An 18,181-nucleotide genomic window follows, 5' to 3' on the forward strand; every position below is an offset into this window, starting at 1 on the left:
TCTATACCTCCTGGACTCAGAGCGACGAGAAGATGTCGCCGAGGGTGGCGATCATCGACTCCGAGTCGCGCACCTGGAACGTCGCGGCCTGGACGCTCGCGGCTTCGATTCGGTCGACGCGGAGCATGCGCACCGCGCCGCGCAGGTGGTCCCAGACGAGCAGGTACCACTCGGGCCAGCTGAGCAGGAGGTAGTGGGGCTCCACGACGCGCACCGTGCTGGTGTCGCTCGCGCGGTAGGTCAGCTCCAGGGCGCGCTGCTCGAAGAAGGCTTCCTGGAGGGGACGCAGCACCGCGGCCCTGGGGGCCTTCCACGTCGCGCTGATGCTGCGCATTCCAGGAAGGGGTGGGAAATCGGGCCCGCAGTAGCGTCGCTAAGTTCGCCCCGGAGGCATAGATGACGTCTGCAGGCGCCCAGGGCTGGGTGCGCAACTGGGCCTGTTATAGTGTACTCGACAAGCAAGACACTCAGTCGGTATCTGGGGATCGAGGGTGCCTAGAATAGAATGCCTCAAATGCGTTTCCGATCAATGCATTCCGCGAGATTACGCGCATAGTGGAACGCGTTGTTTTTTCAATGAGCCTGTAGTTGAACTCATCAACCTCCAAGTCGAACTCCAAGGAGTTGCCAAGGAGCATTCTCAAGAGATGGCCGCAGGAGTCTACTGAACGGACCACAAGGATTCCATTGAGTACTCCTGTGCTTAATATGACTTGGAGAGCTAGAGGATGCTGTTCACGGAATAGCTTAGCTCGTCGCTCAAAGCCAATGGCTGTTGCCACGAGAATCCCGATTACGTGTCCCTGTAGGGTCTTGCTCGGTTCCGTTGTTTTGTTGTGCTTGATGAGGTCGTCAAGCCAGCTGCGAAACGCTGCGCGTTCGTTCTCGTCTTTGATCCTGACGTCTTCACCGTAGAGGTCGAAGTCAGCCCAATGGGTCTTGATTGTTTTTGCAAGTGATTCGGCAGGCAATTGTTGGAGTCGTGCGGTTAATAGGAGGCTAAAAAGAGACTGGTCATCCAATGCGTCGTCGGCGTCGATAGAGTGTTCGCGAGACAGCAGCAACTTTAAATCCGCACGAGATCTTCGACCGAGTTCCTCAGAGTCGATGCCTGCAGACTGCACATGTAGTCGGGGGACATAGACGATTACTGGTTTGCCTTGTCCGAGTGCAACCGATGCTTCGGAGTCTTTTCCGAAAGTATCGATCTTTTGTGCCATGTAAATCGTCAGTGACGAGCGCCGGAGCATAAGTGCTTCGACTAGACCCTTGGCGACTCGGTCTTCAATCCAGGACTGTGTGGGGTTGAAGAACCTTAGCTTAAGGGGGCGCACACTTTCATGTGCGAAGAGTGAACTCACAAATGCACTCACGGAAACGTAGTCTGCTTCGGAGCGCATCGAAGTGGCTACATAGACGTCGAGATGGTCTGCGGAGAGATATCGCGCGAGATTCCGTTGGGCTAAAGCTTGCGTCTCTTCCATCCTGGCGATATCTGTAGCGCCTTTCGGCGCCAGTACATCCGCCTCGCGACGTAGTGCGTCTGCATCTGGGGCAAACAGTGGTGACAAAAAGCCATGTTGGATTTTTGACTGAAACTGACGAAGAAGAGAGTCCATTCGTCGAAGCATTTTCTCTGGGTATCGTTGAAGAGCAGTCGCTTTCTCGATCTCGAATTTTTCTGCAAGTTCCCTCAAGAAATCGGCTAGTTCTTGACGGTCTTCGCGCTGTTGCTTTGCCCTGCTCGCAGATATGTAACCGAGATCCGGCAATCGAATGTCTGAGATAGTCTCGATTTTCCAAGAGGAGCGTCGATGATATTCGTCGTCCGAACGAGGCTCTAGTTGTTTCAACTCGCGCTCAAGAGCGCCAGGTGCATTGAGTCGAGCATATGCCTCCGTAAATGTGCTAAACAGGCGAATGGCGTCTTTTTGGTACTTCCTAACGCCAGACAGAAGTGCCTGTGTGGAACGAAAGGCATCCGGGCCGAGATACTCATGGAAAAACTCTTTAACAACTTGACGGATGTCGTAGAAGACTAGTGTGGAATTGAAGCGCTCGAAAATCTGCTCGGGCGTTAAGTCTGTCCCGAATAGTTCGCGAATTTGCATTTGCGCAACGGCGACACTGTGCTCATCGTGAAAGCGCAATGTTACTGGGCGTCCTACCATTTCGCCGAGAGCTTCTTCAAATCCGAGCAGTAGTTGGTAGTCTTCGTGCAGAAAACCCTTCCAGTACTTCGCGGGTAACTGTAGCGACTCGCAAATGGCCTGGAGCGTCTCCGGTGCAGGTAGTCGCTGCCCGAGCTCTAGATAAGCGATGGTTGCTCGATTGGTTGGTGTCGATGTTGATAGGGATTTTGCAAGATCTTCCTGAGAGAGCTTCTTCTCTTCGCGCGCTGCCTTGGCTAGCTCTCCTAACTCCCGAAGCGATATTGCCACAGTCAATCCCCCAGTCGAACCATTGTCGCTGTCGCGTAAGTCCTAGTGCTGTAAATTCTCCCGAATGTCGGACAGTTCTCAAAGCCCTGTCAAGAGGCTACTTCCCAGGTACTGCAGTTGACGGAGGCTGCGGATTAGTCGTTCTATGTGGGTCTGGTGGGACCCTGTATTCTCGGCAAGGATGCAGATTTTTGACACAGGCTGCTGCCTGGGCGAAGGTGGGTAGGTGCCAATGCGACTTACAAGTGGTGTGCTTGTGGCCATCGAAGGAATTGACGGGGCTGGTAAGACGACTCAAGCAGAGCGTCTGACGACTCTGTTGAGTGCCGCAGGATTAGACGTTGTCAGAACAAAAGAGCCCACAGATGGAACTTGGGGGCGAAAACTAAGAGAGTCAGCACAATCCGGTCGACTCTCGGCTGAAGAAGAACTCGCCTATTTTATCAAGGACCGACAAGAGCATGTGCAGAAACTTCTCGTGCCTGCGCTGGCCGAAGGTAAAATAGTGATTGTCGATCGCTACTATTTTTCTACGGTAGCGTATCAGGGAGCTCGTGGTTTGGACCCTGCTGAGTTGCTGCGAATGAATGAGGCATTCGCTCCGCTGCCAGATCTGTTGGTGATTATCGATGTGGCTCCCAAGGTAGGTATACGTCGAATTCAGGAACGCGGAGATAAAGGAAATCATTTCGAGGAGGAAGGGAATCTAAATGCAGTGGCGAAAGTCTTTGGTGAAATGGATTTCAATTATCTATTTAGGGTCGACGGGGAACGAGAAGTCGATGATGTGACGCTCTCGATACTCGACAGGCTGTATAGCGGTTTGCTGTCGACAAGAAGTATTGTGTCTGGCGGTGTGCGCTTGCTTAAGGGTAGGGATGCTATGAGTAACGACGATTTGTGGCGTAGATTGATTGCGCCTATTCATTCGTCGAAGAGACCTGCGCCAGGCGGCGTGAATTGATAATCAGGGGTGCTTGGATGTTGTGTGTTCTCTGTCATGGTTTTTGACTGATTCGTTGGGTGTCGAAAGGTGCGGTCAGTCAATTTGTAATCTAAGCTGCTGACATTTTTGGGGCGGTTAGCGTTCTGCTCGAACTGTTGAGTAGTGAGTAGAGGCGGTCTCAGAATTGAGCGAGCAAGCATGAGGACTCAGGGCGGGCCGCTGTTCGACATGGGGGATGGGCCATGTTGGAAGCTGACAGGTGGACCTGACGAATGAACAGTGGAGCCTGATTGATCCGCTGCTTCCCGCGCGGAAGCTGAAGCGGGAGGACCGGCCAGGGCGAACGCCCACGCTCTCTTGAGCGCTGCTTCTCCCCACGAAACCCGGCTTCTCGAAGCCACGCTCGACGAGAGCCTCATCGACAAGCTTTCCGAGCGGCTCATCGACGACAAGGCCTACGACGCCGACAAGCTCGACGAGCGGCTGTGGCACGAGCGCGGTAACCGACCGACGGGCGGCGTTCGAAGGGTGCACCCTTCCGTTCGCGCCGCGTGATAGCCGCGCACCGAGTTCTTCGACGCCGAGGCCTGCGTGACTTCAGGAGGAGTCTGGCGAGGAGGCAGAGGCCGGTTGCCAGCGGTGCGGCAGCAACTCGTCCAGGCGTGACGCGGGGTGGCTGCCCAGGCGCATCAGCACGTCGGCGAGGTACGCCTCGGGGTTGACGCCGTTGGCCTCGCACGTGGCGACCAGGGAACTCAGCCCCGCCAGGTTGCGACCTGCCTCGTCATTGCCGACGAAGAGATAGTTCTTCCTGCCCAGGGCCATGGCGCGTAGCGCTCGCTCCGCGGCGTTGTTGTCGAGAGGCAGGCTGGGGCACTCCACAAATCGCGTCAGGGCGTCCCATTGTCCCTTCGTGTAGCGAAGGGCCATGCCCAGAGGACTCTTCGGCGGGTGGAGTGGAAGCTGTTCATCCACCCACGTGGCCAGTTGCTCGAGGACACGCGCGCTGGTCGTGCGGCGAGCGTGGAGGTGCGCCTGCGTGCCGAGCGTCCCCGCCTCTCGGGCCGAGTGCTCGACGTGGTACAGCGCGAGGATGAAGTCGAGCGCCGTCCTGGACTCGGGGGCGGTGGGCAGGGCGTCGAAGAATTTGCGGCGCACGTGAGCCCAGCAGCCCACGCGGACCCGCCCCTCCGGCAACGTCACGCGGTTGTAGCCCGTATAGCCATCCACCAGCAGGTAGCCCTGGGTTCCTCCGAGGACGTCCATGGGCGTCACGCCGGAGCGACTGGCGCTGTGGACGTAGGCGATGAGCTCGTCGGTGCGGAATGTCCAGACGTATGCCCGGCGCGCCTTGCCCTCGTCCAGCACGCGTTGGGGCGTCTCGTCGGCGTGCACCAGACGGGCCTCTGCCACCAGGGCCAAGAGGCGCTCGCCGAGCGGCGCCGTGGCTCGGCCCACCTCGTGGAAGATGTCGCACAGCGTGGTGCGCGCGATGGGCATGCCCGCTCGTGCGAGGGCCTTGGCCTGGCGATACAGCGGAATCGAGTCGCAGCACTTCGCCGTCACCACGTGCGCCAGCAAGCCCGGGCCGTACCGGCCCTGCTCAATGGCCTTCGGCGCGGGCGCGGTGACAATGCCCGCACCGCACGGGCAGGCGAGTGTCTCTCGCAGGTGGACCTGCCGCTCCACGTGCGCGGGCACATACTCGAGGAGCTCGGTGCGCTTGCCGGGGCCCAGCGGCTTGAGCTCCGTGCCGCCGCAGGACGGACACCGCCGGGCCTCGTCGGGAACACGGTGGTGAATCACCCTCTCGGGCAGTGTCGCGCGCGCCTCGCGCTTGAGGCGCCTCTCCTTCAGCGTCGCTTCCCGCGACCTGAGGGGCGCGCCCGGGGCCTTGCGCAGCTCGTCCTCGACACGGGGGAGCTTCTCGCTCTTCTTGCCGAAGACGGTGCGCTGGAGGAGCGCGAGCTGGGATTCGATGCTGCCCATGCGCTGCTTGAGGGTGAGGTTCTCCCGCTCGAGCCCTTCGGCTCGCTCACGCCACTCGCACTGGTGCGTCTGGGAGAGCGCTGCCATCTGTCTGGGAGAACCAGCCCACCCGTGGCGGGCATTGCCTCGGCACCGGGGGGCGGCGCCCACTTGCCTGCTCTGCGGACGTGCGTGACGTCGATTCCGTCCAGCAGCATGGACAACTGGGTGGCGTCCAACTGCACTCCCAACGCGTCCCCGACGAAGGCAGGCAGGCGGAAGCGGCCCTGCTCCAAGCGCTTGTAGGTGAGGACGAAGCCGCCCGCGTCCCAGGAGAGAATCTTCACCTTGTCCCCTCGCCGCGAGACGAAGACGAAGAGGTGGCCGGCGTAGAGGTTCTCTTTCCACTCGGCACGCACAATCGCCGCCAGCCCATCGATGCTGTTCCTCATGTCGGCGGGCTCACGTGCCAGCAGGATTCGCACCGCCCGGGGCAACAGCAGCATCAGCCGAGCACCGCCACCAGGTGCGCGAGGTACTCGGCCTGCGTGCCCTCCGGGAAGCGCAGGAGGAGCCCGCGCGGCAGCGCCACCTCGAGCAGCAGTCCTTCTCGGACTCGCGGCGCGGGGGATGCGACCACCTCCACGGGAAGAAACGCGGCTCGCGGACGGCCTGCCGTCTCGGACCGCCGGACCGGCGTGGCCCGCGACTTCTTGTACCGCCAGTACTGGAAGCCTCCGAGCGAGACCTGGTGCCGGACCGCGAACTCCTTCTGCGTCAGTCCGCTCGCCTCGAACTCCTCCACCAACTGCTTCCACTCATCCGGATTGGGGCGTCTCATGCCCCAGTGAACCGGCGAAGCCACCTCGGCTCAGGACGCCGGCCGTCGGTCGCTTACCGAGCGCGGAGTGAAGTTGATTGCCCCGCACCGCCGCGGACGCAAGACGAATACGCAGGATGGACGTGAGCTTCGCCGGTACCGACGACGATGGAAGGTGGATCGACTCTTCGACCGGCTCCAGAACTTCCGTCGTCTCGTGACTCGCTACGAGGTGAAGGTGGAGAACTTCCTCGGCTTCCTCCACCTTGGGTGCTTCCTCATCCTCTTGAGGCTAGTCTGAGGTCACCTCTGGTCGCAAGAAAGCCCTCGGTCATGGCTCGTCTGTCCATTGGGCGCAGGTTAGCTGGTCAGTTCCTCGAGAGAAGTAGTGGCACTTGCCTGAGTTGACGCAGCCCTTTTTTGTATCGGCTAGGTAGTTGGGATTCGCGATGAGGTCTCGACAAAGTCCAATGTGTAAGTTCGATGGGAGATCTTGTTGAGATGCTAGCAAAGCTCGGCCCGATAGAATGAAGCGTCGACTGGGAAACCGGCAGGCAAGCGCAATCGTTTCAGCCCGACGGGCTCGAAGTAAGTCAGGCCGTCCGGGGTAAATCAGCTGCTTGTTGATATTGTAGAAGCCCGACGAGACGTCGATGAAGTCGAAGGGAAGTCCTGCAATTTGCTCATAGAAGAGGTCGCGCCCATTGGCGTCAAAATGCTCATCACCACTGCGCAGTGAGATTCGGATTGAAGTTTCCACATGAACTGCTGTTAGGCGCATGGCCCATCTTGCCAGTTGACTTCGCACCTCTGCGGCATTTTCATTGAGCCTGTGATCAATCAGTAAGTTAAATAGATAGCCATGAGCTGCATGAATCTGAAGATGGCGAAAGCCTGCGTCTAAGGCGATGTTAGTTGCGTCGTCGAGTGACCCGAGGATGGATGTGATTTTTTTGGATCCGAGTTGGCGGACGACCTGTCGAGAACGATCGATTGTCTCATGTGCTGTCGATGGTCGAAAGCTTTTCGAGCCGATATAGCCCTCCCATGTCGTGGCAAGTTGGATGCCTGGAAGAGTTCCTTGTTCCTTGATGGCACTGGCAACCGTTGTCCACACTGGTGTGTGTGAGAGCGTTGGAGTTTTAGTGTTGCTGCCGAATCCACCCGGAATCACTACATTGCCGATGATCGCGCAGTGCAACGCAGGAGAACTACGGCGTCGATAGAACTCTATATATCTTTCGTCGGGGTGGCCATGCGTTACGTATCCTGTGTTGAGGCCGACGAAGAATTTGAGCTTGCCGCTACTCAAGTGGACTGTACCTGGCGTCGTTTGCCTTCATTTTGTCGATCAGGTCGTTTTCTAGATCTCCACTCAGGACGGTCGATAGACGTATCAGATAGATGAGCGCATCAGCTAACTCCTCACGGAGTTCTGGAGTGACATCTCTGAGGGCGGGGCCCTTGTAATTGGCGTGAGCAATTGTGAGGCGAACCTTCTTGAGGACGTTGGCGAACTCGCCGATTTCCCCCATGAGTCCGACGAGATCCATTTCAAGTTGGGTGACCTGGTCGGCTTCACTGACGAAGTCGACTTGAAACCCACGGCGCTTGTCTGCAGCAATTTGATCCGCGATGAGTTTTGAGAATTCCATATCATCCTATCCGCCTCGTGGAGAACACAAAGATACCAGTAATCGCGCTTGCGACAAGGTTTCCAATGAGTCCTTGAATGTTGGTGAGGAATTCATTTCCCACCATGAATATTATGAGCGCATTGAAGAGTACTGCAAACAAAATTGCGCTATCGACGTATATGCGTCGTTTCTCTAGTCGTCGTATCACCGCGGCCGTCGCATGAGGAAGGAGTAGATACCCCTCCTCCTGTTCGCTACGGACTCGAGGGTCTTTTGCTATCTCTTTGTATGATTTCTGGAGTTGATGTTTTATTGGCCAGATCTGGGTCCGGAATCCGTGTTGGCCGAGGTACGGGCGTTCCGCTGGAGTTGTCAATTTTGTAAAGTCAGCCTTGGCTATCGGTTCGAGTTGCGGCAGTAGGATGTATTTGTTGCTGATGTTTTGAGTGACAATTCCGATGTTTCCGGAGAATCCAGGATCGGCATAAGTGGCAACGGGACTTAGTCCGATGCTGAATAGAGAGCCTTTGCTGGCGATTCGTGTGACTACGTCTTCCGGAACGTCGAGTTCTTCGTGCGTAATGAGTACTACGCGGTGCCCTGGCTTGATGAGTGCGTCTTGGCCTGGTGTTAATTTGATTGGGTGGTCGCTTTCCGTTAAGTCATAGTAGACGTTTCCGAGACGCAGTTCGTAGCATGCACCGGAGAGCTGTTTTGCGTCGCCGTTCTTGATTAATTGGCCGTGCGCCATTGCGTCTCTGATGTCGGTGTCGCTTAGAGTCATCGTTCGTTCTCCATGTCCTCATTCTAAAGCAAGTCGTAGGATGAGAGTAGCATGGAGGGTGTTGGTGGTGACTGTCCCCATGCACTGGGCGTTAGTTGGTGCGGGTGTCTGTTTTGACCCGATCTGGTTTTTTTGGCAGAGGACCGTGCGCAACATGCTGAAGGCGGGGATCCCGCTGCGCGAGGACGGCTCGGAGCATACGCTGGTCTTCGGCGTGGATGCCTTCGACAACTACGTGAGCTTGGGGTTGACCTAGTCGGTGTTGTCGAACTTCCTGGCCTTCCTCCACATCGTCGCGCGGGCCATCGGCGGACGCTTTACGCACAACCAACCCCTGCCGGTGTTGGGGGCCACCAATCAGGGTGGAGGCGTGGACCGGGTGGATCTCCAGCACGCCCTGACTTACCTCGACTTCCCTGTTCCGCCGACGCCCGCCTCCGCAGATGTGGAGAGTGATGGGGCGGTAGACAAACTCGACTACATGTTGGTGGTGAATGCTTGGAAACAGGGACGTGCCGTCCTGGCGTCGTTCTCGCGTGAGGTGCCTTGATATGCATCGAGGAGTGTCTGGAGTGGTGACGCGGGCGATGGGGGTCGCTCTGGGGGCTGCTCAGAGCGCCGCGAAGATGTCGCCGAGGGTGGCAATCATGGACTCCGAGTCGCGCACCTGGAACGTCGCGGCCTGGAGGCTCGCGGCCTCGATGCGGTCGACGCGGAGCATGCGCACCGCTCCGCGCAGGTGGTCCCAGACGAGCAGGTACCACGCGGGCCAGCTGAGCAGGAGGTAGGGGGGCTCCACGACGCGCACCGTGCTCGTGTCGCTCGCGCGGTAGGTCAGCTCCAGCGCGCGCTGCTCGAAGAAGGCCTCCTGGAGGGGGCGCAGCACCGCGGCCCGGGGGGGCTTCCACGTCGCGCTGATGCTGCGCGCGGTGGGGCCCACGAGGATGCGCTGGCGCAGCTTGCCGACGCGGGCGCGCTCCTCGGGTGGGAACGACGCGGCGAGCTTCTGGCGCAGGCTCTTGAGCGTCGAGAGCAGGAGCGGGGACTCGAGCCGCTCGGCGAGCGCCAGGGCGAGCAGCAGGTCGAGCAGCTCCTGGGCGTTGAGCTGCACGCGCCCGAGCCCTGTCCTCGGCGGGACGCGGATGCCGCCGCCCCGGCCCGCGTCCGACTCGATGGGGACGCCGCGCGCGGAGAGCCGGGACAAGTCCCGCCGGATGGTGCGCACGCAGACGCCCAGCTCCTCCGCCAGCTCCGGGGCCGTCCAGGACGGGCGGGAGGCGAGGAGGCCCAGGACCCGGTCCAGACGGTCGGTGACGGGCTCGCGCTTCAAAGGTGACTCATTCTGTCACGTTCTGGGGCCATGTTCATGGGGTCGCGAACGAGCGCGGCCAGGACACACGGAGACAAACGCCATGACCCACACCTTGCGCGGAATGTGCACCTTCAACCTCTGGGCGGATGACCTCCAGGCGGCGACGCGCTGGTACGCGGAGCTGCTCGGCATGCAGCCCTACTTCCGCAGCGAGGACGTGGGGCGCGGGCCCGGGTATGTGGAGTTCCGCATCGGCGACTACCAGCACGAGCTGGGCATCATCGACCGGAGGTTCGCGCCGCCGGGGCTCGCCACGGCTCAGGGCGGGACGGTGGTCTACTGGCACGTCGACGACATCGCGGGGACGCTCGCGCGGGTGCTCGCGATGGGGGCGCAGCTCCTGGATGGCGTCACCGAGCGCGGGCCGGGCTTCGTCACGGCGTCGGTCACCGACCCGTTCGGGAACGTGCTGGGCCTGATGTTCAACCGCCACTACCTGGACGTGCTGGGAGGCGCCCATGGCCAGCGCTGAAGGAGGGGCGCCGGTGATTGCGTTCCGGGGCGCGGCGGAGTTCGAGGCCTGGCTCCAGACGCACGTCGATGCGTCCGCAGGGGTCTGGTTGAAGCTCGCGAAGAAGGGGACGCAGATTGCCTCGCTCACCGATGACGAGGCGGTCGACGTGGGGCTGTGCTTCGGGTGGATTTCGGGGCAGCGCAAGTCGCTCGACGCGCGCTTCTACCTGCAGAAGTACGTCCCGCGCCGGCCGCGCAGCCGCTGGTCCTGTGTGAACGTGCGCAAGGTGGAGGCACTCACGCGCGCGGGCCGGATGCGGCCCTCGGGGCTCGCGGAGGTCGAGGCCGCGAAGGCGGATGGGCGCTGGGACGCGGCCTACGAGTCGCAGAAGAACGCCACGGTGCCGGAGGACCTCACGGCGGCGCTGGCGGAGAGCCCTCGGGCGGCGCGGGCGTTCGAGGCGCTCGGCAGGACGCGGCGGTACGGGCTGGTCCTCAAGGTGCTGACGGCGAGGACCCAGAAGGGGCGCGAAGGCCAGGTCCGCCGCGTCGTCGCGGAGCTCGACGCGGCGGAGTGAGACTTCAGTCCGCGGACATGGCCACGCCGGGCGACACCTTCGACGCGCGGCGGGCGGGCAGCCAGCTCGCCAGCGAGACGACGGTGAGCAGCAGCAGCGGCACGGCGAGGAAGGTCAGCGGGTCCGTGGCGCTCACGTCGTACAGCAGGCCCTCCAGCAGCCGCGACAGCCCGAGCGCCAGCGCGAGCCCGACGCCCAGGCCCAGCGCGCACATCCGCAGGGCCTGCTTCATCACCAGCCGCACCACGTCCGAGGGCAGCGCCCCCAGCGCCAGGCGGATGCCCAGCTCCCGTCGACGCTGCGCCACGCTGTACGCCATCAACCCGTAGATGCCGAGCGAGGCCAGCGCCACCGCCGACACCGCGAAGGCGAGCAGGAGCACCCGCTGGAAGCTCCGGTCCGCCACCGAGCGCTCCAGGCCCAGCGCCAGCGTCGTCGTCTTCGGCAGCGTCAGCTGCGAGTCGAGCTGCCGCATCTCGCCCTTCACCAACGCCGTCACGCGCTCCAGCGGGAGCTTGCTGCGCACCACCACGGACGTCATGGCCCAGGGCGTCTGGGCGAGCGGTGCGTACAGCTCCGGCTCCGCGGGCTCGTCCAGCGCGCGCGCGCGGACATCCCCCACCACGCCCACGATTTCACGCTCCTTGAGCGGGCGGCCGAAGGCGATGACGACCCGCTTGCCGATGGCGTCCTCGTTGGGGAAGTGGCGCCGCGCGAAGGACTCGTTCACCACGACCACCGGCGGCGCGTCCGCGGTGTCCTGCCGCGTGAAGTCCCGCCCCTGCTTGAGCGGAATCCCCAGCGTGGCGAAGACGCCATCGCTCATCGCCCGGTAGCCGGTGACGAGCTTCTCCCCCGAGGGCGAGGGCTTGCCCGGCAGCTCCAGCGACAGGCCGATGGCGCCGCCCGTCACGATGCCCGGCGTCACCAGCGACGCGGCCTCCACGCCCGGCTGCGCGCGCACCTGCTCCAGCAGTCGCTCGTAGAAGGTCGCAATCGTGTCCCGCGGGTAGCGCGCGGCCGGGAGGTTGACGCCCATCAGCGACACGCCGTCGGGCCGGTAGCCCGGGTCCACGTCGGCCAGCCGCTGCGCGCTGCGCACCAGCAGCCCCGCGCCCACCAGCAGCACCAGCGCGAGCGCCACCTGCGTGGAGACGAGCATCGCGCGCCAGCGCAGCGCCGCCTTGTTCGCGCTCGTGCCGCGCGTGCTCTGGAGCAGGCCGCCCAGGTTGGCCTTGAGCGCGGTGCCCAGCGGTGCGAGGCCGCACATCAGCGACACCGCGAGCACCAGCGCCGCCGTGTACGCCAGCGCGCGCCCATCCACGCGCACCGCCTGCACCTGACGCACGGACTCCGGCAGCATCGCGCTCAGCATGTCCGTGCCCCACAGGCCCAGGAGCAACCCCAGCGCGCCTCCCGCCAGGGCCAGCAGCGAGCCCTCCGCCAGCAGCTGTCGGGCGAGCGCGCCCTTGCCCGCGCCCAGCGCGGCGCGCACGGCGAACTCCTGCTGCCGGGTCATCGCGCGGGCGAGGAGCAGCTGCGCCACGTTGACGCAGGCGATGAGCAGCAGCAGCGCCACCGCGCCGAGCAGCAGGAGCGCGGGGCGGCGGGTCTTCTGGGACAGGCGCTCCTGCAGGCCGCGCACGCTCACGCTCGCCTGGGTGTTGGTGTCCGGGTACGTCTGCGACAGGGCCCGCATCACGCCCTGGGCCTCCTGGTGGGCCTGCTCGGCGTTGAAGCCCGGGGCCAGCCGGGCCACGCCGGAGAGCAGGTGGGTGCCGCGGCTCTCCCAGTTGGAGCGGACGAAGTCGCGCGCGGACAGCGGGGCCCACAGGCCGACGGGCTCCTGCGAGTCCTCCCGGGGGAAGTCGAAGCCCTCGGGCATCACGCCGACGACCTCGTAGGTGTTGCCGTCCAGCTCCATCGTGCGGCCGAGCACGCTCGGGTCCGCGCCGAAGCGTCGGGTCCAGAGGCCGTGCGAGAGCACCACGGCGCGCGGGCCGTTGAGCTGGAACTCGGGGTCCTCGAGCGTCCGGCCGAGCACGGGGCGCACGCCGGCGACGCGGAAGAAGTCCTCCGACACCGCCGCGCCCTCCACCCGCTCGGGTTCCTGGTGGGGGCCGGTGAGGGTGAAGCCGCCGGTGTCGTAGACGGCGAACGCGGCGAAGGCCTTCACCTTCTGCCGGAGGTCCTCGGAGTCCAGGCGGGACAGGGCGTTGTTGCCGTCGGGCTCGCGTGGGTCGAAGCCCCACACGGAGACGAGCTGCTCGGGCTGGGGGAGGGGGAGCGGGCGCAGGAGCAGCGCGCTCACCACGCTGAAGAGCAGCGTGTTCGCGCCGATGCCGAAGGCCAGCGCGAGCACCGTGGCCAGGGTGAAGCCCGGGCTGCGGCGCAGGGAGCGGAAGCCGTGGCGCAGGTCCTGGAGGAAGGAAGGCATGGGCGACCTCAGAGCCAATCGCGTGCCAACGCCCCATCCGCCCCAAGGGCGCGATGTGACGACGGGCCCGCCAGCCTCAGGGTGTACCCGTTGTGCGCTTGTGGGACGAGCCCTGTTCGGAGGTGACACGTCCTGGGAGGACGGTTGCCTGTGGAGGTACCCCGTCAAGTCCGGACAGGTGGGCGGCTCGACGATGCGCTCCTGTCACACCTGTTCTGAAAAACGCTTCTTCCACTCCTCTGGCAACACGGGTGGGCCGCCCAGCTCGAGAAGCTGCCGCAAGTCCTGCTTGAAGCGCCGGAGTGCCGCGCCCAGGTCGTCCCAGGCAAACGCCGCGTTCTGCCAATCGGGATGTGGGGCGCCACCCCCTGTGCCGGCGACGATGGAGAGGTAGAGGGACGCGTCCGTGCGCTCGAAGAGGAAGGCGGGGTCGCCCTGCTCGCACGTGTCGAGGGTGTAGGGCTGTCCGTCGGAAAGTGCCGCTACGGCCCTGGTGAGTTCGTCCCACCACTGCCCGAGGCACACATCGTCCGGTCCCCAGAAGCCCATGCAGGGCACGCGTCGCTCGCCGAGGGTCCACGCCAATTCGCCATGAACGTGAGGCTCATCTTCGCAGAGCGCTGCCAGGGGCCGACGCTCGTTGCCTTCCCCGGGCACGTGGGCGCTGCGGAGTTCAAGCTGCATCGATGGGGAGCCTGACGACATCAGTCGACCTCCGTTGGACAGGCGCCTGCGGCCACTGCCCTCTCGAAGATGCCTCCGTGACGACCTGACCTGGCCAACCCGTGTGCCCGCAGGCACACGGGGACAGCCTGGCTCAGCCCATCTTCTCGCGCAGGTAGCCCTCCAGCTCGGAGATCGCGACGCGCTCCTGGGCCATGGAGTCGCGGTGGCGCACGGTGACGGTGTCCTTGGTGGACGCGTCCTTTCCGTCCCCCAGCGTGTCGAAGTCCACCGTGACGCAGAAGGGCGTCCCGATTTCATCCTGCCGCCGGTACAGCTTCCCGATGGCGCCCGTGTCGTCGTACACGACGCGCATCGAGCCCGAGGACTGGAGCCGGCGGCGGATGCCCTTCGCCACGTCCACGATGCCCGCGTGGTTCTTCTTCAGCGGCAACACCGCCACCTTGATGGGCGCCAGGCGCGGCTTGAAGTGCAGCACCGTCCGGTAGAACTCGTCGACCACCGGGTCCACCTGGCCGCGCAGCTTCTTCGCCACCTCGATGCTCTCCGCCCCCGGCATCGACAACAGCCCCGTTATCGACGCGAGCCGCTCGCCCAGCGCGCCGGAGATTCGCTCACCCTCCGCGAGCAGCGCGTTCTTCGCGTCCGCCGTGAGCTTCTCGTTGCGGCTCACGGACTTGAGGAACGTGCCCAGCGCCTCCTCCACCGGCTTGAGCCGGTCCGCCGGCGCGGGCTTCACCTGCTCCTCCGCGTACGCTTCGCTCAACACCGCGAGCACCCCGCGGTCCACGCCCGCCGACGGCTCGATGACGAACGGCACCACGTGCTGCTTCGTCTCCGCGTCGAAGTACGTGAGCTTCTCCGTGCTGTGGCTGTTGGGCGCCACCCGCGCCTTCAACCCGAGCGAGCCCTGGTCCTTGCTGTGCGAACCCAGGTCGTAGTCCGTCCGGTTCGCGATGCCCTCCAGTTCCTCCAGCCCGTGCGGGAAGCGGTAGAGCAGGTCCACCGTCGCCTTCGCGTAGTGCGCCAGCTCGTTCGCCTTCTGGTGGTACGGCACCAGGTTGTCCTTGGACAACCCCACCGACAGCCACCAGTTGATGCGGTCCTCCACCCACTTCTGGTGCCATGCCTCGTCCTCGCCGGGCTTCACGAAGAACTCGATCTCCATCTGCTCGAACTCACGCACGCGGAAGATGAAGTTGCGCGGCGTGATTTCGTTGCGGAAGGACTTGCCCATCTGCGCGATGCCGAAGGGCAGCTTGCGCGACGTCGAGTCGAGCACGTGCTTGAAGTTGAGGAAGATGCCCTGCGCCGTCTCCGGGCGCAGATAGGAGAAGGACTCCGGGTCCGGCACCGGCCCCACCTGCGTCTTGAACATCAGGTTGAAGGGGCGCGGCTCGGTCAGCTCCGCGCTGCCGCAGCTGGGACACTTGCCGGCGATCTGGTCCGCGCGCCAGCGCATCTTGCAGCCCTTGCAGTCCACCATCGGGTCCACGAAGGTCTCTTCGTGCCCCGAATAGCGCCACGTGAGCTTGTTCATGAGGATGGAGGCGTCGATGCCCTCCATGTCCTCGCGCTCCCAGACGTTGGCGCGCCACCAGGCCAGCTTCAGGTTGTTCTTCAGCTCGACGCCGAGCGGACCGTAGTCGTACGTGCCCTGCAGGCCCCCGTAGATGGCGGAGCCCGGGAAGATGAAGCCCCGGCGCTTGGACAGGGAAACCAGCTGCTCCATCGTCTGTGCGGCCATCGGCGTACGGCTCCTTCGTGAGCGGTGAGCCCCGGAGGCTACACCGTTCCCGGAAGCCGCGGACCCTAGACGCGGATGGGCGGCTCGATGAGCGCCGGAGGCGTGGCCTTGGCGTCATCCGGCTCGTACGCCGGGGCGTGAGGCCCCGCATGCGTGCGCTTCCACCGGCGCGGCACCCGCTCGATACCCACCGGGTAGACGGTGAGCTGTCCCTTCTCGTCGATGTGCAGGCGCAGGAAGTTCTTCCAGTCCGGCAGCGCCAACGAGATGAACGCCTCGTTCGAGTGGGCCCCGAACAGGTTGACACTCAGCCACAGGTACAACCCCATGACGAAGGGGCCCACCAGGAAGCCACCCAGGAAGGTGAGCGCCGAGGACACCAGGAACTTGCCCGCCAGGTGCGCCCAGCCCGCCGTGCAGTTGAGGCCGTCCGGCGTCAGGTCCGGGCAGATGCCCATCCCGCTCACCGCCAGGTACGTGCCTCCCCACGCGACGAAGAACGCCGCGAGGATGTGGGCCACGCCGTGCAGCGTGCCCGCGAGCCACCGGAACTTCCCGAACGCGGCGTCGGCCAGGCCGATGAGCCCGCCGATGGTGCCCAGGCCCAGCACCATGGTCCACGGGCGGCTCACCATGCTGTTGGCCACGGCCATGATGACGTCGCCCAGCTGGGAGAAGCCCAGCGAGCCCACCTCCGCGTACGCGGCCAGCGCGAGCAGCAGGTACAGCGCGCCCGTCATCAGGCCGAACAGCGGGCTGTAGCGGATGAGGAACAGGTTCTTCCTGGCGAGCGCGCGTGAGGTGCGCTCGTCGGGGAAGCTCTTCTCCAGCCGGTAGCCGTCGCGCAGCACGTGCGCCTTGGGCGCGTGCGTGGGGTGCATGAAGGCGCCGCCGCCGCCGGCCGTGATCTTCTGCCGGCCCGCAGGGTCCTCGTGGCGGCGGTAGTGGTGCAGGTCACCCGCGAGGAAGATGCTGATGCGCCGGCCGAGCACCTTCTCCTGGAGGTACTCCAGGTTGTTCTCCAGGTAGCTGCCCTTGCGCCGCTGCGTGGCGGCGAGAATCCACGCGGGCTCCGCGTTGCACAGGATGACGCGGTCGTCGGGGCCCATGCTGTCGGCCACCTGGCGGAAGTACTCCACCTGGGGCACGTCGATGTCGCTGTTGAGCTGCACGTCCGTGCCGATGAGCCACCAGCGATGCGGCAGCTTGAGCGCGAAGTAGCTGCGGCTCTGCCGCGTGCGTCGGCCCGCAATCCAGCGGTTGGCGCAGAACAGCCGCATGAAGGCGGACAGGCCGTCGTACCAGTCGTGGTTGCCCGGGATGACGAACAGGTCCGGGTTGGGCGCGACGGAGCGCCGCATGGCGGCCTCGTACGGCTGGATGAGGCGCTCCTCGTAGGCCTCGCGGCTGGCGCCGGGGTACACGCCGTCGCCGCCGAAGATGAGGACGCGGCCACGCTCGGTCTCGAACTCGCCGACGCGGGGCTGGCCTCGCACGGGGAGCTTCAGCTCGGGCAGCGCGAGCAGCCGCGCCACCGTGTACGTGGAGTCCCAGCCGTCGCCGGTGTCGGAGACGTAGTCGAGCCAGAAGTCTCCCTGGGGGCGCGTCTCCTCGGAGTAGTCGAAGTAGGGGACCTGTGGGCGCACCACGGCCTCGATGAGGCGATGGTCCGCGCGGGCGCCGAAGACGGCGGCGACGACCGCGTCCAGGCCCGTGCGAATCAGCTGCGACGGGTGCAGCCAGCGCACCATGGGGGCGTGGCGCTGGGGATGGGTGGCCGTGCCGCTGTCGGAGATGAGGGCGGTCTCGTTGCGGGACGGGACGAGGTGCGGACGCTCGACTGGTGTCGAGTCGGTGGGAGGCTGGGAGGGCTCGTTCCGCTGGCGCGCCGCCGAGGATTCGCGCTCAGCGGCCATGAGGGGCGTTCTCCCGGGGGCCCTGCGTGAAGCGCTGCTCGGGGCCCGGGCCCGCGTAGACCTGCACGGCCCTGAAGGGCGCGCCGGGCGACACCACGCGGGCGGAGTGCTTCGCGCCCGCGGGGATGTAGACGGCGTCCCCCTTGCTCACGCGCAACGTCTGGCCGGACACCGTCATGTCGGCGGCGCCGTCCTCGATGTAGAGAATCTCCGCGCTCGACTCGTGCGTGTGCTCGGGGACCTCGCCGCCGGGCTGGAGTTCCAGGAGCGTCAGCGACGCGGCGGTGGCGCCGGTGGACTCGTTGAGGAACAGCGTCGCGCGGCCCTTGCCGTTCGCGATGATGTGGCGCGGAGCCTCGGCGGCCGTGACGCGGTGGCGCACCGTGGGCTTCGCTTCC

General features: G+C 64.2%; 18 protein-coding genes and 2 pseudogenes. 6 read left to right on the forward strand and 14 right to left on the reverse strand.

The window, feature by feature from the left end:
* Positions 1–16: 16 nt before the first annotated feature.
* The gene (locus OWM54_RS23755) at positions 17–334 is read right to left on the reverse strand and encodes a helix-turn-helix transcriptional regulator (protein WP_267698958.1); all 318 of its coding nucleotides are present in this window, start codon (positions 332–334) and stop codon (positions 17–19) included.
* A 133-nt stretch (positions 335–467) separates the two neighbouring features.
* On the reverse strand, positions 468–2,441 hold the full coding sequence (locus tag OWM54_RS23760) for a helix-turn-helix domain-containing protein (RefSeq protein ID WP_267698959.1): 1,974 nt from the start codon (positions 2,439–2,441) through the stop codon (positions 468–470).
* A gap of 256 nt (positions 2,442–2,697) precedes the next feature.
* Here OWM54_RS23760 and tmk point away from each other — a divergent pair, with 256 nt between their 5' ends.
* Positions 2,698–3,405 (forward strand): dTMP kinase, encoded by a 708-nt coding sequence (gene tmk / locus OWM54_RS23765; protein WP_267698960.1) that lies wholly within the window; start codon positions 2,698–2,700, stop codon positions 3,403–3,405.
* A 339-nt stretch (positions 3,406–3,744) separates the two neighbouring features.
* Positions 3,745–3,942 carry a hypothetical protein gene (locus OWM54_RS23770; RefSeq protein ID WP_267698961.1) on the forward strand — a complete coding sequence of 66 codons (198 nt, stop codon included), beginning with the start codon at positions 3,745–3,747 and terminating at the stop codon, positions 3,940–3,942.
* Between the two features lie 42 nt (positions 3,943–3,984).
* Here OWM54_RS23770 and tnpC read toward each other — a convergent pair whose 3' ends face one another.
* The 3 genes and pseudogenes from tnpC to tnpA all read right to left on the reverse strand — a co-directional run bounded on the left by tnpC (position 3,985) and on the right by tnpA (position 6,196).
* Complete coding sequence (gene tnpC / locus OWM54_RS23775; RefSeq protein ID WP_267696650.1) at positions 3,985–5,463, reverse strand: IS66 family transposase; 1,479 nt, start codon at positions 5,461–5,463, stop codon at positions 3,985–3,987.
* Positions 5,464–5,549: 86 nt separating this feature from the next.
* Positions 5,550–5,861, reverse strand: a pseudogene (tnpB, locus tag OWM54_RS43415) (IS66 family insertion sequence element accessory protein TnpB); the annotation flags it as partial.
* The gene (gene tnpA, locus OWM54_RS23780) at positions 5,861–6,196 is read right to left on the reverse strand and encodes an IS66 family insertion sequence element accessory protein TnpA (RefSeq protein WP_267696649.1); all 336 of its coding nucleotides are present in this window, start codon (positions 6,194–6,196) and stop codon (positions 5,861–5,863) included. The pseudogene tnpB and the gene tnpA, both read right to left, overlap by 1 nt.
* 64 nt (positions 6,197–6,260) lie before the next feature.
* Between tnpA and OWM54_RS23785 the strand changes: the two are divergent.
* Positions 6,261–6,476: pseudogene (locus tag OWM54_RS23785) on the forward strand (IS5/IS1182 family transposase); the annotation flags it as partial.
* A 30-nt stretch (positions 6,477–6,506) separates the two neighbouring features.
* On the opposite strand, the gene OWM54_RS23790 reads toward OWM54_RS23785, so the two are convergent.
* Genes OWM54_RS23790 through OWM54_RS23800 form a run of 3 tightly spaced genes read right to left on the reverse strand, consistent with a single transcriptional unit; the run spans position 6,507 to position 8,596 of the window.
* Positions 6,507–7,487, reverse strand: a complete 981-nt coding sequence (locus OWM54_RS23790; RefSeq protein WP_267698962.1) for a hypothetical protein — start codon at positions 7,485–7,487, stop codon at positions 6,507–6,509.
* A complete protein-coding gene (locus OWM54_RS23795; protein WP_267698963.1) occupies positions 7,480–7,830 on the reverse strand; it encodes a MazG nucleotide pyrophosphohydrolase domain-containing protein in 351 nt (116 codons plus the stop codon). Before OWM54_RS23795 ends, OWM54_RS23790 begins: the two co-directional genes overlap by 8 nt.
* 1 nt (position 7,831) lies before the next feature.
* Positions 7,832–8,596 carry a dCTP deaminase domain-containing protein gene (locus tag OWM54_RS23800; RefSeq protein ID WP_267698964.1) on the reverse strand — a complete coding sequence of 255 codons (765 nt, stop codon included), beginning with the start codon at positions 8,594–8,596 and terminating at the stop codon, positions 7,832–7,834.
* 259 nt (positions 8,597–8,855) lie between these two features.
* Here OWM54_RS23800 and OWM54_RS23805 point away from each other — a divergent pair, with 259 nt between their 5' ends.
* A complete protein-coding gene (locus tag OWM54_RS23805) occupies positions 8,856–9,146 on the forward strand; it encodes a hypothetical protein (protein ID WP_267698965.1) in 291 nt (96 codons plus the stop codon).
* Between the two features lie 60 nt (positions 9,147–9,206).
* Here OWM54_RS23805 and OWM54_RS23810 read toward each other — a convergent pair whose 3' ends face one another.
* Positions 9,207–9,926, reverse strand: coding sequence for a helix-turn-helix transcriptional regulator (locus OWM54_RS23810; protein ID WP_267698966.1), 720 nt, complete (start codon positions 9,924–9,926; stop codon positions 9,207–9,209).
* A gap of 82 nt (positions 9,927–10,008) precedes the next feature.
* Between OWM54_RS23810 and OWM54_RS23815 the strand changes: the two genes are divergently transcribed.
* Together OWM54_RS23815 and OWM54_RS23820 are read left to right on the forward strand one after the other, a co-directional pair.
* Positions 10,009–10,440, forward strand: coding sequence for a VOC family protein (locus OWM54_RS23815; protein WP_223751206.1), 432 nt, complete (start codon positions 10,009–10,011; stop codon positions 10,438–10,440).
* On the forward strand, positions 10,427–10,999 hold the full coding sequence (locus OWM54_RS23820; RefSeq protein ID WP_267698967.1) for a YdeI/OmpD-associated family protein: 573 nt from the start codon (positions 10,427–10,429) through the stop codon (positions 10,997–10,999). Before OWM54_RS23815 ends, OWM54_RS23820 begins: the two co-directional genes overlap by 14 nt.
* A 4-nt stretch (positions 11,000–11,003) precedes the next feature.
* Here the strand turns inward: OWM54_RS23820 and OWM54_RS23825 are convergent, their stop codons facing one another.
* The 5 genes from OWM54_RS23825 to OWM54_RS23845 all read right to left on the reverse strand — a co-directional run bounded on the left by OWM54_RS23825 (position 11,004) and on the right by OWM54_RS23845 (position 18,165).
* Positions 11,004–13,436 (reverse strand): ABC transporter permease, encoded by a 2,433-nt coding sequence (locus OWM54_RS23825; RefSeq protein ID WP_267698968.1) that lies wholly within the window; start codon positions 13,434–13,436, stop codon positions 11,004–11,006.
* A 204-nt stretch (positions 13,437–13,640) separates the two neighbouring features.
* Complete coding sequence (locus OWM54_RS23830) at positions 13,641–14,120, reverse strand: hypothetical protein (protein WP_267698969.1); 480 nt, start codon at positions 14,118–14,120, stop codon at positions 13,641–13,643.
* A gap of 133 nt (positions 14,121–14,253) precedes the next feature.
* Complete coding sequence (locus tag OWM54_RS23835) at positions 14,254–15,867, reverse strand: glycine--tRNA ligase (protein ID WP_267698972.1); 1,614 nt, start codon at positions 15,865–15,867, stop codon at positions 14,254–14,256.
* A 65-nt stretch (positions 15,868–15,932) separates the two neighbouring features.
* Positions 15,933–17,783: a metallophosphoesterase gene (locus OWM54_RS23840; protein ID WP_267698973.1), complete on the reverse strand. Its 1,851-nt coding sequence runs from the start codon at positions 17,781–17,783 to the stop codon at positions 15,933–15,935.
* Entirely contained in the window at positions 17,773–18,165 is a 393-nt protein-coding gene (locus OWM54_RS23845) for a cupin domain-containing protein (RefSeq protein ID WP_267698974.1), read from the reverse strand. The genes OWM54_RS23840 and OWM54_RS23845 overlap by 11 nt, the downstream gene beginning before the upstream one ends.
* Positions 18,166–18,181: the final 16 nt, after the last annotated feature.

The organism is Myxococcus sp. MISCRS1 (assembly GCF_026626605.1).
Classification (GTDB): Bacteria; Myxococcota; Myxococcia; order Myxococcales; family Myxococcaceae; genus Myxococcus; species Myxococcus fulvus.

Bases quoted from the DNA above. Each gene is read 5' to 3' on its own strand.
- OWM54_RS23755 (WP_267698958.1), bottom strand. From the start codon at position 334: ATGCGCAGCATCAGCGCGACGTGGAAGGCCCCCAGGGCCGCGGTGCTG.
- tnpC (WP_267696650.1), bottom strand. From the start codon at position 5,463: ATGGCAGCGCTCTCCCAGACGCACCAGTGCGAGTGGCGTGAGCGAGCC.
- tnpA (WP_267696649.1), bottom strand. From the start codon at position 6,196: ATGAGACGCCCCAATCCGGATGAGTGGAAGCAGTTGGTGGAGGAGTTC.
- OWM54_RS23795 (WP_267698963.1), bottom strand. From the start codon at position 7,830: ATGGAATTCTCAAAACTCATCGCGGATCAAATTGCTGCAGACAAGCGC.
- OWM54_RS23800 (WP_267698964.1), bottom strand. From the start codon at position 8,596: ATGACTCTAAGCGACACCGACATCAGAGACGCAATGGCGCACGGCCAA.
- OWM54_RS23815 (WP_223751206.1), top strand. From the start codon at position 10,009: ATGACCCACACCTTGCGCGGAATGTGCACCTTCAACCTCTGGGCGGAT.
- OWM54_RS23820 (WP_267698967.1), top strand. From the start codon at position 10,427: ATGGCCAGCGCTGAAGGAGGGGCGCCGGTGATTGCGTTCCGGGGCGCG.
- OWM54_RS23825 (WP_267698968.1), bottom strand. From the start codon at position 13,436: ATGCCTTCCTTCCTCCAGGACCTGCGCCACGGCTTCCGCTCCCTGCGC.
- OWM54_RS23830 (WP_267698969.1), bottom strand. From the start codon at position 14,120: ATGCAGCTTGAACTCCGCAGCGCCCACGTGCCCGGGGAAGGCAACGAG.
- OWM54_RS23835 (WP_267698972.1), bottom strand. From the start codon at position 15,867: ATGGCCGCACAGACGATGGAGCAGCTGGTTTCCCTGTCCAAGCGCCGG.
- OWM54_RS23840 (WP_267698973.1), bottom strand. From the start codon at position 17,783: ATGGCCGCTGAGCGCGAATCCTCGGCGGCGCGCCAGCGGAACGAGCCC.